Source organism: Rossellomorea vietnamensis, from assembly GCF_008180415.1.
GTDB lineage: Bacteria > Bacillota > Bacilli > Bacillales > Bacillaceae_B > Rossellomorea > Rossellomorea vietnamensis_C.
The window spans coordinates 395019-409122 of sequence record NZ_VTEI01000001.1 but is presented as its reverse complement, the minus strand read 5'-3'; the positions used below and the strand labels follow the sequence as shown (position 1 = coordinate 409122).

General features: G+C 43.2%; 12 protein-coding genes. 10 read left to right on the top strand and 2 right to left on the bottom strand.

The window, feature by feature from the left end; all coding sequences use genetic code 11:
* The first annotated feature begins 14 nt into the window (after positions 1-14).
* From FZC78_RS01830 to FZC78_RS01800, 7 genes are all read left to right on the top strand, one after another.
* Entirely contained in the window at positions 15-3323 is a 3309-nt protein-coding gene (locus FZC78_RS01830; RefSeq protein WP_286365464.1) for a DNA translocase FtsK, read from the top strand.
* Positions 3324-3526: 203 nt separating this feature from the next.
* Entirely contained in the window at positions 3527-4630 is a 1104-nt protein-coding gene (locus FZC78_RS01825; protein ID WP_148937986.1) for a nicotinate phosphoribosyltransferase, read from the top strand.
* A gap of 12 nt (positions 4631-4642) precedes the next feature.
* Positions 4643-5308, top strand: a complete 666-nt coding sequence (locus tag FZC78_RS01820; RefSeq protein ID WP_148937985.1) for a hypothetical protein — start codon at positions 4643-4645, stop codon at positions 5306-5308.
* Between the two features lie 194 nt (positions 5309-5502).
* Complete coding sequence (gene murC, locus FZC78_RS01815) at positions 5503-6813, top strand: UDP-N-acetylmuramate--L-alanine ligase (protein ID WP_148937984.1); 1311 nt, start codon at positions 5503-5505, stop codon at positions 6811-6813.
* A 192-nt stretch (positions 6814-7005) separates the two neighbouring features.
* Positions 7006-7689, top strand: a complete 684-nt coding sequence (locus tag FZC78_RS24095) for a sigma-70 family RNA polymerase sigma factor (RefSeq protein WP_252183468.1) — start codon at positions 7006-7008, stop codon at positions 7687-7689.
* 90 nt (positions 7690-7779) lie between these two features.
* The gene (locus FZC78_RS01805) at positions 7780-7920 is read left to right on the top strand and encodes a hypothetical protein (protein ID WP_252183467.1); all 141 of its coding nucleotides are present in this window, start codon (positions 7780-7782) and stop codon (positions 7918-7920) included.
* A 158-nt stretch (positions 7921-8078) separates the two neighbouring features.
* Entirely contained in the window at positions 8079-8594 is a 516-nt protein-coding gene (locus tag FZC78_RS01800) for a YobA family protein (RefSeq protein ID WP_148937982.1), read from the top strand.
* 121 nt (positions 8595-8715) lie between these two features.
* Here the strand turns inward: FZC78_RS01800 and FZC78_RS01795 are convergent, their stop codons facing one another.
* Positions 8716-9831, bottom strand: coding sequence for an aminopeptidase (locus FZC78_RS01795; protein ID WP_148937981.1), 1116 nt, complete (start codon positions 9829-9831; stop codon positions 8716-8718).
* Positions 9832-10122: 291 nt separating this feature from the next.
* On the opposite strand from FZC78_RS01795, the gene FZC78_RS01790 reads away from it, so the two are divergent.
* Genes FZC78_RS01790 through ytxJ form a run of 3 tightly spaced genes read left to right on the top strand, consistent with a single transcriptional unit; the run spans position 10123 to position 11545 of the window.
* Positions 10123-10635 carry a DUF948 domain-containing protein gene (locus FZC78_RS01790; protein ID WP_148937980.1) on the top strand — a complete coding sequence of 171 codons (513 nt, stop codon included), beginning with the start codon at positions 10123-10125 and terminating at the stop codon, positions 10633-10635.
* Positions 10636-10658: 23 nt separating this feature from the next.
* Positions 10659-11171 carry a YtxH domain-containing protein gene (locus tag FZC78_RS01785; RefSeq protein ID WP_148937979.1) on the top strand — a complete coding sequence of 171 codons (513 nt, stop codon included), beginning with the start codon at positions 10659-10661 and terminating at the stop codon, positions 11169-11171.
* Between the two features lie 59 nt (positions 11172-11230).
* Complete coding sequence (gene ytxJ, locus FZC78_RS01780; RefSeq protein ID WP_252183466.1) at positions 11231-11545, top strand: bacillithiol system redox-active protein YtxJ; 315 nt, start codon at positions 11231-11233, stop codon at positions 11543-11545.
* Between the two features lie 43 nt (positions 11546-11588).
* Here the strand turns inward: ytxJ and FZC78_RS01775 are convergent, their stop codons facing one another.
* The gene (locus FZC78_RS01775) at positions 11589-13739 is read right to left on the bottom strand and encodes a cell division protein FtsA (protein WP_148937977.1); all 2151 of its coding nucleotides are present in this window, start codon (positions 13737-13739) and stop codon (positions 11589-11591) included.
* Positions 13740-14104 lie beyond the last annotated feature (365 nt).

Sequence of the window (14104 nt, the reverse complement as noted above, 5' to 3'; positions counted from 1 at the left end):
GAGAGTGATAACATTTGAGTTGGCTTAAAAAAGTTTTTAACAGATTAAAAGATGAACCTATTCAATCAGATGAAGCCTCTTATAAAGAAGAGCGAAATATAGATGCACCTAATGAAAAAAACAAAGACATTGAAGCGAGGATCTCCTATCAATATCCTAAAGGAGAATTTAGGTTTCCGGTCATTCCGGATCAAGGGATAGCACGAAGAGAAGAGAGAGAAAATCGATCAGAGCAGAGAAGGCAGAGGCGCAGCCCTTCTCAAGAGAAAGAGAAACAATCTGAGAAAGATGAGAAAGAAGCCAAGATCCAGAAAGGCAGCCCGAAGAAAGAGAAGGCTTCTGAAAAAAAGGGAGACCCCTTTAAACGTCCTTTCCGTCCAACGGAAATTCCCTCGCCTATTTACGGCTTCAGTAAACCTGCACAAAAGGATCCGATTCAATTCGAGCTGAAAAGCCATGAACCAAGATTGTGGAGAGAGTCCGAAAAGGCTATTGAACCGACTCAGCCAGAAATTCGGATTTCAGAGGATTTACGCTCAGAAGACTATACAAATCCTTCTAACGAAAACAAAGATCTTAATAATATTGTTAAGGGAGAAAAAGTTTTACTAGATGAATTCGAGCCATTAAAAATAATGGAAGAAACCAAGCCAGAAAGATTACATAGTGACGTACCTGCTGAAGAATCATCTAAACTTGTGTCTGCTGAAGCAGAAATACCGGAGGAACTCCTTGAAGATCATTTAGTTAAAGGTGATTCTGAAGTTGAGTCGGTTATTGAAACAAAAGCTCAGCAAGTTTTTGAGGATACCAAACCCGTTAAAACGGAGACAGGTTCAGACTCATTCCCTTTCCTGCATGAAAAAGAGAGAGCTTTAACTGAAACGGCTGGAGAGCTTGTGGAGGCAAATGACGTACACGTTGAAGAATCTTCTGATTTTCAGTCAGATGAAACCGAAGTGACAGTGGAAACGCCTGAAGAGCCTTCAGTTAAAGGGGGTTTTGAAGGTGACACAGTTATTGAAACAGAAGAACAGCACGGTTTTGAGGAAACCAAATCTGTTGAAACGGAGGAAGTTCCAGACTCCTTACCTGGATTGCAGGATGTGGAGGAATCTTTGACCGAAGAGACTAATGAAGTTTTTGAAGACGTGTCCTTAAAGAGTGAAACAATGGAAGCAGAGCTGTTTATAGACGGTGCAGAATCAGCGGAAGGCCAGGAAGTCACACAGGATGAACCCGAACAATCACCTCAGCCGGCTTCCAAGCGCTCGCACCTGCCTTTCAATGTTTTGATGCTGAAGCAGGATAAGCGGATAATGGATCGAAAAAAACGATTGGAAGAGATGAGGGTCCAAAACACGAGCGAAGAAGAATCAACCCTAGAACAGGGTGACATGGAAAAACGGGTGAATGAGACTGTAGATGTCCCACTGGCAGTCAAGGAAGATGAGACAGCCATAGAGGAATCTCCTTTGCAAAGCCATAATGAAGAAGATCAACCGGAACAAGATGATTTACAATACGAAAGCCCTGTTGCGGTAGAGGCTGAAGAATATCCAGAAGAAAATCCTGAGGAATCTGTTTTGAATGAGGAACTAGAGTCAGAAAATGACCCGGAACCTGTTCTTTCTCAAGGTGTAGAGGAGATTAATATTGAGCCGGCACCTGCGGAAGAGAAAATCAGCAGTCAGCCAGAACCTTCAGAGAGTCCTACCAAACGGTCACACCTGCCCTTCAATGTATTAATGCTGAAGCAGGATAAAAGGAAGATGGTTCATCCGCCAAAGGCAGAACCAGTTTCCGAGACTAAGCGGGCTGCTGCTGAAGAGAAAATCCAGGATAATACTACTCTGAAAAAATATGAAGAGTTGGCGGAAGAGCCCATAGAGGAAGAAGGCTATGAATTTCCCCAATTGAATTTTCTTGCTCCTCCAATCGTAAAGGAAACGAGCGGTGAGTGGCTTGAAGCTCAAAGAGAACTGCTGAATGATACGCTGGTGAACTTCAATGTCAGGGCGCGTGTCGTGAATGTAACAGAAGGACCGGCCGTAACGAGATTTGAAGTTCAGCCTGAACCTGGCGTGAAAGTGAACAAAATCACGAATCTGGCTGATGATATCAAATTGAGTTTAGCTGCAAGAGATATCCGGATTGAAGCTCCTATTCCAGGTAAGCACACCATCGGAATCGAGGTCCCGAATCAGCAGAGCCGTCCGGTTTCACTGAGTGAGATCATTTCGAGCAGCCCATTCCAGGAAAGCTCTTCACCTCTGACAGCGGCATTAGGTCTAGATATATCAGGGGAGCCGATTGTCACGGATCTGAACAAGATGCCCCATGGACTGATTGCGGGTGCGACGGGATCGGGAAAAAGTGTCTGCATCAATTCCATTCTGGTGAGTCTATTGTACAAAGCTTCTCCGCAGGAACTGAAGCTGCTGCTGATCGATCCGAAAATGGTGGAGCTGGCTCCTTATAACCGCATGCCGCATCTGGTTAGTCCTGTAATTACAGACGTAAAAGCTGCGACCGCCGCTCTTAAATGGGCCGTGGAGGAAATGGAAAGACGCTACGAATTGTTTGCTCATACAGGAGTCAGAGATATCACCCGCTACAACCTTAAAGCAGAAAGAAACGGCGAGAAGAGCCAAAAGCTGCCGTATCTGGTAATTGTCATTGACGAGCTGGCAGACCTGATGATGATGTCTCCTGCTGATGTAGAAGAAGCCATCTGCCGTATTGCTCAAAAAGCAAGAGCCTGCGGAATTCACCTGATTATTGCGACCCAGCGTCCTTCTGTGGATGTCATCACCGGCTTGATCAAGGCGAATGTTCCAACACGGATCGCTTTCTCCGTCTCTTCAGGAGTGGATTCCAGGACGATTATTGATGCGAGTGGAGCCGAAAAGCTGCTTGGGAAGGGCGATATGCTGTTCCTTGAAAACGGATCGTCCAAGCCGGTTAGGCTTCAAGGAACGTTCGTTTCTGATGATGAAATTGATGAAATCGTCCATCACGTCAGAGGGCAGGGAGAGCCGAATTACTTGTTCCAGCAGGATGAGCTGCTGAAAAAGGCTCAGGTGGATGAACAGGAAGATGAGTTGTTCCTGGAAGCGTGTGAGTTTGTAGTCAACCAAGGCGGAGCTTCCACTTCGCTCATCCAGAGGCATTTCCGTGTTGGATATAACCGTGCGGCGAGGCTTGTGGACATGATGGAAAGCCACGGCATTGTATCGGAAGCAAAAGGAAGCAAACCTAGAGATGTGTTAATTTCTTCTAGGGAACTTGAAGAGCTTCAAGACACTAGTACAATGATCTAAGAAGTGGTATTCTTAAAAGAATGAAACTATAATAAAATGAATACAAGTTACCTAATAGCAAAAAAGTGAAGGATGTACCCAGTCGTTCTTCGCTTTTTTGTTTCGTTAACTTTTAAGGAACTGTTTTTGTGGTTGATGTTCCTTTATTACTCAGTCAATGACAATCAATAGATGTGTACAGTTGATGGTAAGGAGCTTTTAGGATGAAGGAAATTCAATTGAAACTTCAAGGGAAACTGAATAGATTGACCAACGACACTTTCAAGTTTGATGAGAGGGTCAAGGAAGGCTGGTTCTCAGCTGTTTATTTTTTAAAAACAAGAGAAATTGCAAGGAAGTATAAATCAGACAGCACAGTCACGATGCAGTTCTTCCAAAAGGAGCATGCCGTTCTCTGCGGTACAGATGAAGTCATTGCTCTGCTGCATACTTTCGCTGATAATCCGGAAGATCTCGAAATTCATTCACTGAAGGATGGAGACAAGATTGCTCCATTCGAAACAGTATTGACCATTACAGGGCGTTATCAGGATTTTGGTTATCTCGAAGGAATCATCGACGGAATCCTTGGCAGGAGAACGTCGGTTGCCACCAATGTCTACAAATTGATGAAAGCGGCGTCTCTGTCAGGAAAGAAAAAGCCGGTCATTTTTATGGGAGACCGTGATGACCATTATACCCAGCAGGCTGGAGATGGGTACGCAGCCTTTATCGGCGGATCTACCGCCCAGGCGACCCATGCCATGAATGAATGGTGGGGCAAACAGGGGATGGGGACCATGCCGCATGCCCTCATACAGCTCTTCAATGGAGACATTGTAGCGGCTGCGCAGGCATATAAGGAAACGTTCCCTGAAGACGAATTGATTGCGCTGGTGGATTATAATAATGACGTAATCGATGATGCCCTAAAAGTGGCTAGGGCCTTTGGTTCTGAGCTGAAAGGTGTTCGTGTTGATACCTCACGCACGATGATTGACAAATACTTCGTCAGAAATCAGCACTTGCTTGGGACATTTGATCCAAGAGGGGTCAATGCTGAATTGATACTTGCCCTTCGTGAAGAATTAAATGCAGAAGGCTTCGACCATGTCAAAATTGTCGTATCAGGCGGTTTTACAGAAGAACGTATCCGCTCTTTTGAGGAAAATGAGATACCAGTGGATATGTATGGTGTCGGCGGCAGTCTTTTGAAGGTCCATATCGGCTTCACCGGCGATAATGTCATCCTGGACGGGAAACCGCAGGCAAAAACCGGAAGAAAATTCAGATGGAATGAACGCTTAGAGAAAGTCGTATGGCAATAGGTGTGATTTAATGTGAAGGAAAAAGAACCACTGATCAATTTAGCATCTTATAAGGACAAAAAGCAGCAGCAGGCTGAAAGGCATACGGAAGAGTTGTATACCCAGAGCCTGCTGTACTTGGAAAGAGAGACCAATATCCGGGAGAAGGTAAGAGCAAAATTCATTTTCTCCAAAAAATTCTCCTTATCTCTTGAACTAGCTGAATCAGGTTCTGCTTTGGATACGCTCTTCAGGCAATGGCTTCTATTTGATTATAAGACGGCAGCAAACAAGACTGTATTTCATCAGTTTCTCCAGGTAAAAGCAGATGGGATGACGGAAACAGACAGGATGCTCGGCGCCCTGTTTTTGACCGCCGCATGGGAACCGGTGGAAGTGCTGGAAATTGACTGCTATGAAAATTCTACAATTGTACAGAATATCCTACATAAGCACAAAGAAGCGGTTGTAAACCCTTTTACTCAGGAAGGGGCACTGAAATCCGGGGATTTGGCTTTTATAAGAAAAATCCCTTTAGTTTCAAAAGGAATGTTAATCGGGCCTGCATTCAGGGTAAAGGATGGAGAAATATTCAGAGGCCTATTGGACCATTATGAAAATAGAAGCATGGACAGGGGCATTGCGTGGCGAGGATTTTTGAAGGAAAATGCTGCCCGGTTCATTGCTATGTCACTATAAAGTCATACTTGTCGTTCATAGCCACTGGCATAAAAAGATGATATAATCTTTTCATTATAATACGGTCGATACTGAAGCGGGTTGTTGTTCATTAAGCAATCCCATTTTTGCAGGCTGGTCAAAATACACCTGCTGGCAAAAATGGATTAATGTCATATACTGCTTACAGATAGATGATTGTTGGAGGTTCTAATATGACAATATACCATTTCGTTGGAATTAAGGGATCTGGAATGAGCGCGCTTGCCCAGGTGCTTCACGATATGGAGTATGAAGTACAGGGCTCGGATGTCGAAAAGTACTTTTTTACACAGAAGTCTCTTGAAGATTCTAAAATAAAAATCCTGCCTTTTCAAAAGGAAAATATAGGGCCGGACATGAATGTTATAGCGGGTAATGCTTTCCCAGACACACATGAAGAAATTGAAGAGGCAGTGGAACAAGGCCTCCCTGTGACGAGATATCACAGTTTCCTTGGTGATTTCATGCAGGAATTCACGTCTGTTGCCGTTACAGGTGCACATGGAAAGACATCGACTACAGGTCTTCTTGCGCATGTCATTAGAGGCGCAAAGCCTACTTCCTACCTGATCGGGGATGGAACGGGCAAGGGCGAAAAGGACGCAGAGTACTTTGTATTCGAAGCATGTGAATACAGAAGGCACTTTTTGTCTTACCATCCTGACTATGCCATCATGACAAATATCGATTTTGACCACCCTGATTATTTTGCGAACGTCGATGACGTGTTCCAGGCATTCCAAGAGATGGCGATGCAAGTCAAGAAAGGGATCATTGCCTGCGGGGATGATGAACACCTTCAAAAGATACAAGCGAAGGTTCCTGTCCTTTTCTATGGTTTTGCAGAAGAAAATGACTTCCAGGCAAGGAATGTCAATAAGAATCCGGATGGAACAACTTTCGATGTCTTTGTGAGAAATGAATTCTTCGCTTCTTTCTCAATTCCTGGATATGGAGACCACAGCATCCTGAATGCCCTGTCTGTCATCGCCCTCTGTCATTACGAGGATCTAGATACAGAGATTGTGCAGGAAAGATTAGCTTCCTTCCAAGGGGTAAAAAGAAGATTCTCCGAGAAAAAAATCGGCGAACAGATTCTGATTGATGATTATGCTCACCACCCAACTGAAATCAAGGTGACAATTGAAGCGGCAAGGCAGAAGTATCCAGACAGGGAAATCATAGCTGTCTTCCAGCCTCATACATTCACAAGGACTCAGACATTCCTAAATGAATTTGCCGACAGCTTATCGGAAGCCGACCAGGTGTATCTATGCGAAATCTTTGGTTCTGCACGTGAAAATCATGGAAAACTTTCCATCGATGACCTAAGGGGCAAAATCGAGAATGCCAAAATGATCGATGAAGATAATACCAAGCCATTAATGGCTCACGAAAATGGTGTCCTAATTTTCATGGGGGCCGGGGATGTCCAAAAATTCCAGGAAGCCTATGAAGAAACACTCAGGAACCATGTAGAATAGATTTCTTTAAGCTGCCAGCCCTGCATAAGGGCTGGCAGCTTTTTTAGTGTTAGGGCTTTTACGCTTTAAAGCGTAAATAGGGACAGTCCCTCTTCGTGCTTTAAAGCGATAAAGAAAATTCTCATAAAATAATGAAACCTTCTGGCAACTGAATCGTCTTAGCAGTAAAGAAGAAAGCGGGGTGGGAACCATTTGACCAGTCTCACAGAAAATGATTCTAATTTTCCTGCCAGAAAAGATGCTTGGCTCGAGGCTATTATGGATAGGTACGGTGAAAATTTGACAAAGATGGCTTATAACTACGTTAAAGACTGGAAATTAGCCGAAGATAGTGTTCAGGACGTTTTTGTCGTCTGCTGCCATCATTACGACAAGCTCTATGAAATCCTTGACTTTAAACCATGGATATACAGAATCACCATTAATAAATCTAAGGACATGTTAAAAAGCGCTTCCTATCGAAAAACAGTTATTCAGTCAAGTCTTCTCACCATCTTTAAATCAAACGATCCTCCGCCTGATATGCTGTTAATCAAACGCAGTGAGGAAGAGACACTTTCTAAGAGTGTGTTGAAGCTGCCGGTAAAATACCGTGAAGTCATTATTCTTTATTATTATGAAGAGCTGTCAATTGCGAAAATCGGCGATATTTTAAACTTGAATTCCAACACGGTAAAAACAAGATTGAAAACCCAAGGAATAAAGCTGCCGGAAAATATCCCAGGTTTTGTAGAGCAGCAGGACTTTGAAGAAATTGACTGGGATAGGAAAGCGGTCAACTTTGATAGAGGAATTATTGGAAATGAGAATAAATCAGGTGTCATAGGTATCGATATGCCGAGTTTGACACCGCAAAAATGGATGTGGCATCTTTAGGGAAATAAAACTTCAGACTTAACGGTGGTAGGGGTTCATGAAGGTTCACAAACTGCTTACCCTATCTTGGATAATGGGTGGAAGTGGACCATGCAGCTAGGCAGTGCGGTAAATGGAGCTGATGCCTATGTACCTTGCGCAATCACCATTCCGAAACCAGGAGAATGGGCATTCCTGTTGTACGATGGAGATGAGCTGTTTGATGTACTGGTTTATGAGATAGAGGAATAAACTGATTGGATCTCTTACTTTTTAGAGTTTATTAAATAGATATTTCAGATTAGAATAGACGCTGGTAATCTAGTAGTGGCAGGGTGTTGAGCTGCTAACCGCTATAGAAACTACTAGCAGCTCAATACGCACATCTAGCAAGGGAGGCGAGGTCTCAAATGGGAAAGATATTCGTTTATTCAACGGTGTTTATGCTTTTTTTATTAAGTGCATGCAGTAATGAAACTGGTAATACTGATGGCGGAGAACCAGGGATAACAGGATATGTAATGGATAAGGAAGGACAACAGATTTTAGTTGTCAGTACAGAAGCTAAAGACTACAGTGAAAATGGCGGTATAGAAGAATATTATGATGCTGTATGGGCAAGTGAAGCACCGAAAGACGTTAAAGTAGGAGAACAAGTGAAGATATGGTTTGATGGCGGAATGGACACTTCATACCCGGGTCAAGCGGCTGTTGGCAAATTAGAAGTTCTTCCAAGTTTTTCACCAGAAGGTGCCACACTTTCCGAAGCTGAGGCCTTAAATAGAGCATTATCTAAGACTGTTCTTGAAAATGAAATTTTAACTGCACAGTCCATTTCTTATAATTCCGATGAAGATCAATGGTCAATTATATTGAAGAACACTGACAGTTATGAGGAACATACGGTTAACGTGGAGGATAAGTGAAAAAATTTTCTAAAGGGCTTTAATGAAAAACTAAGAGGGACTGCACTATTGTTTGCAGTCCCTCTTAGTTTTTACTCTTCTTTGATCATTGCTTCTTCAAAATTCTTTTAAAGTTTCGATCCTATTTCAAGTTTTCCGGATTAAGCTGCTCAAGCTCAGGAAGAGTGAAGCGGCCGTCCTTGCGGATCAGCACATCATCGAAATAGATTTCTCCTCCGCCGTACTCAGGTCTTTGGATCATGACCATATCCCAATGGATGTTGGAGTGGTTGCCGTTATAAGCCTGCTCATAGCACTCTCCCGGTGTGAAGTGGAAGCTGCCGTCAATTTTTTCATCGAACAGGATGTCCTGCATCGGATGAAGGATATAAGGGTTGACCCCGATGGCAAATTCACCTATGAAACGTGCGCCTTCGTCCGTATCAAAAATTTTATTGATTCTTTCTGTATCATTGGCTTCAGCCGAAACAATCTTTCCGTTTTCGAAAGTCAGTTTCACGTTCTCATAAGTGAAGCCGTGATAAGGAGACGGTGTGTTATAAGTAATGGTACCGTTCACTGAATCTTTTACAGGAGCCGTGTAAACTTCCCCGTCCGGGATGTTCAATCGGCCCGCACACTTCACAGCGGGAATGTCTTTGATGGAAAAAGTAAGTTCAGTTCCTTCACCTGTAATACGGACTTTATCCGTTTTATTCATCAATTCAACCAGGCCGTCCATCGCTTTGTCCATTTTCGCGTAATCAAGGTTGCACACATCAAAGTAGAAGTCCTCAAACGCTTCTGTACTCATTTTCGCCAGCTGGGCCATCGATGCATTCGGGTATCTCAGCACCACCCATTTTTTCTTGGGAACACGAATTTCGCGATGAACTTTCTTACCGACAGTGCTTCCCTGGATTTTCATCTTTTCATCCGGAACATCGGCATGTTCATTGATGTTGTCGCCAGAACGAAGCCCGATATAGGCATCCATCTTATCCATGACTCCGGCTTCAAACTCAGCCATCATCTCATACTGTTCCTCTTGGGCGCCGATCAATAGAGAGCGGTCGACTGCATGATCTTTCAGCGACACGAAGGGATATCCTCCCGCAGCATAGGCTTCCTTTACCAATGCAGTAACCAGTTCACGCTGCAGGCCGAAATTTTCAATTAATACCTTTTCACCTTTTTGCAGCTGTACAGAGTATTGAATCAAATTTTTGGCCAGCTTTTCAATTCTAGGATCTTTCATATATGTATTCCTCCTAAATGGATATTCCTTATGCCTTGTCTAATTCACAGGGCTGAGGGTGTTAGAGCCTACTCATATTGTAACCGAAAACACCTGTTTTTTTATAAAAAGATTCCTATGCAGGTAACAAATTTTCTGACATGCACCTCGAAACAAAATAATTAGAAAAACGAAATCGGGAAATAATAATCTGTGAAATTAGCAGGATATTCATGTTCCGGTGGAGAAACTAGTGTTTAAGGACGCTCGGTGCCGGGTAAAGAATTGCTATAAACAGGAGGTGCTGATGAAATGGAGATAATTTTATATTTGAGTGTCGCAGTGATTGCCATTGCATTTTTAGTATTAGTCATTAGTTTGACAAAAACCCTTAAGTCGGTACAAACGACTTTAGATAGTGTCTCCCATACCCTTGATGGTTTGGAAACACAGCTGCAGGGAGTAACAAAGGAATCTGCTGATCTTCTACATAAGACCAACAGGCTTGCAGAGGACATCCAGCAGAAGTCAGAAGAATTGAACACAGTTGTATATGCTGTGAAAGATGTGGGAAGTTCAATTCAAGGGTTAAATTCATCTGTAAAAAAAGTTACCACTTCAATTTCTACAAATTTAGAGAAGAATCAAGAAAGAATCTCCCAGGTTGTTCAATGGGGAAAAGCGGCAATGGAGCTGCGCGATAAGTGGAAGACGAAAGAAAAACCTTATCAAGGCACCAGAAATGCTTATGCAGCTGAAGAAGCGAGAGCATCTGCAGAGGTTGACAGACGCGAACAAATGATTCGCAGAGCAAGACAGAACTAATATTAAATTCCAGGGAGGATGTTATGATGACTCAACAAAATGATGTATACAAGAACCAGGTGAGCCATGGCCACCCAAACGGCGGAACAAATAATAATAACAATAACGCTACTCACGAAGGCAGCATCAATGCCAAGGATTTCTTGATTGGTTCCTTAATTGGCGGAATTGTAGGAGCAGCGACAGCTCTATTCCTTGCTCCGAAATCCGGAAAAGAACTTCGTGATGATCTAAACACACATGCTGGCACGTTAAAAGAAAAAAGCGGCCAGTGGAGAGAAACAGCTATGGAGCGGGGCAATGAACTTGCTTCAGCAGCAAAAGAAAAAACTTCAGGAATTACAAAGACTGTACAAGAACAGTCCACTAACCTGGTTAATAAAGTGAAATCAGGTAAGAATGAAGATAGCAGTGAAGTGACAGGCGAAGAACAGCTTCCGGTTGAAACTGAACAAAATGATGCCCAAGAGCTCAATCAAAAGCTTGAAGAAACGAAAAAAGCATTTGATGATACAGAGCAGACAATCAAACAATAACATGGATGGCGGTGCAGGCGGAACAGCCTCACCGCCTTCTTTTGAAAGGAGCGGGAATAGTGAAAAAGATTGATACCATTGAAGAGTTCAACCAGCTTGTAGAGGAGAAAGATAAGTTCTTTTTTATGAAGCACAGCTTAACCTGTCCCATCAGCGGCAGTGCCTTTGATGAATACCAAAAGTTTGCCAATGATACGGGCGAGCAGGAAGCCTATTATTTAGCTGTACAGGACTCAAGGGATCTATCCAACCATATTGCTGAGACCTTCGGCATTAAACATGAGTCCCCGCAAGCTTTCCTGTTTAAAAACGGTAAGCCGGTTTGGAACCAATCGCACTGGAAAATTACCAGCAAAGAATTGGCAAGTGTTTAAGCAAAAAGAGACTGAGGGACATACCCTTCAGTCTCTTTTGTTATTAAACAGATAACGGCCAGCGGATTTCAAGTTTATCACCGGTCTGTATGCTTTCATAAAAAGTGGTTTCTTCGCCATTTTTCATAAGAAGAAATTTACCTCCAGCGTTGGAAGGCATCTCGATTTCAATATGTCTGAAGAGATCCTGAAAGATAAATGATCCGGCTTCTTTCGCAATGGACGTCAATTTGTCCCCTGTTTGAATCAAGCTGTCTTCTGCAAGCTTTTCTCCACTGCGAAACACTTCAGCAGCTTCTTTGGAAAGTTCCAGCTCTTTATCATTAAAGAATACGGTAATCCTGTGACTGAGATTCATTTGTTTTTTCTCTGTGACCATTTTTAAGGTGGGCATTTCAGGATTTGATACTTCAATGACATCCCCGCTTTTGATGATTGTCGACAGTCGTGCTTCCCTTCCGTTGACTGTCATCCTGCCGGAGAAGGCCGGAATGAAGGTTTCTTTCTCATTGATGGTAACATGGAATGTTCTAAGATGCCTGGTAAGCTCTTCGTGTCCAGTCCGTTTCAAAACCGACTCTGCTGAAGGAAGGGGTTCAACCTCGATTGTGTCTCTGTCCTGAACAAATTTATCCAACGAAGATGGTTTCCCGTTGACCATCAGGTTCATTGGGAAGGAGAAGTCCTTTTGATTAATGGTTAAAGTAATTTCAGGCTGCGTCTCTATTAAGTCAGAAATCTTAATGACTGGCTCTTCTCCGTTTTCGCCTTGAATCACGGTGATTCGATCTCCATTTTGAATAGGGGAATCGATGCTGCTTTTTTGCCCGTTTTTCAATAAGGCAGGAGCTTTTCCATGTTTTCCCGGAAGAGTAATGGACTGTCCATTTACAGACACAATCATTGCCATTCCCGGCTTGCCGTACAATTTATTTATTTTTAAACCAGCTGCAAGCAGGCAGTCTCCGATGGTCAGTTCTTTTACTTCAAACAATCTTATCGGCTGTTCATTCACATAGGCGGTCACGTATTGGACAGGTGCTTTTTTGGCAGCTATCGCGATTCCTATTGGGGTGACAAGTTCAGGGCCATTTGACACTTTGTCGATAATTTGCAAGTCCTGGATAGCGTCCGTTCCACGCACGGCCACCCGGTTAAGGGGAAGCTCAAGGGCAGAAGCCAGCCTCTCAGGAAGTTCGGGTGTCAAGCTTCCGCCGCCGACCAGCATAACTGCTTTAGGCGGTTTTCCGTTATTAAGCTTAAGGATTTCCGTTTTGATTTCTTGAGCCAGGTGATCAATGGCTGGAGATATCTGAGTAACGACTTCTTCACGAGAAATCTCTGTTTCAAATCCAAGAATATCAGAAACAGTTATGGTTTCTTGGTTAATCAGTTCTCTTTTAGCCTCTTCAGCAAGAGGAAAGTCCAGGAGAAGAGCATCACTGATGGCCTCTGTAATTTCATCTCCGGCTGTGGGAACCATTCCAAATGCGATAATCGTTCCCATATCAGTCAATGCGATGTCGGATGTACCAGCCCCGATATCGACAAGTGCGACATTCAACCTGCGCATAGATGCGGGAATGAGAACATTAATGGCGGCAATAGGCTCGAGTGTCAAGGCTTCCATTTCCAATCCGGCCCTGTTCAATGCGGCCAACAGGGACTCAACCACCACTTTAGGCAGGAAGGTAGAAATGATGTCCACTGATGCCTGGTCTCCTTGCTGATCGACCAGGCTGCCGATTTCCTCACCATCGAGCTTATAATAGAGGACAGAGTACCCAACACAGTAGTAATGATAGGTTTGGTCTCCGTCGTGCGCGGCTATTGCCTGGGCTTGCTGTACAGCACTAAGCTCTAGATGAAGCACGTCTTCCTGCGTCAGCAGAGGCTTTCCTGTGATGGAGATGGAAGCACTGGCGGTCTCGGTTTTTAAAGCCCTCCCCGCTGCAGCTACACACACTTTCTGAAGAGGCCCATGTTTCTTCTCCATTTCTGTTTTAATGGAGGAAATGACAGAAGCAACAGCAGGTACATCATGAATCTGTCCATCCAGCATCGCACGTTCTTTATGCTCTTGTGAGAGAATATCAATAACCTCAAATTGTTTGTTTTCATTTTCTATCAGGATGATTCCCACCACAGACCTGGTACCGATATCCAATGCGAATATTTTCTTTTTATCCGGCATAATGCAACACCCACTTTAATCTATTTCACTGAGTTCAATTTTTGCTTTCAGCTTCTTTGCAGACGAATTTAATTTCATAAAAAAACACTAGATAATACTTTAACGCGTGAATGCGTTGAAAGGATAAAGTGTTTTCCGTGACTTTTACTTTACATTCCATTATAATAAATCCTATTATAAAAAATGTATCATACTTTTAGGGAAAAAGTACGAAGTGTAGGAATTTATAATTCTTTTCTTAGACTTTGCAGCTTCTTCATATGCAAGAATTAATTATAACCAGGATGGGGAAACCGGATCATCACGAGAGCAATAGCCTATACAAGAACAGCCAATTGAAATAAAAAGGAAGCCAGTGCAGAGAG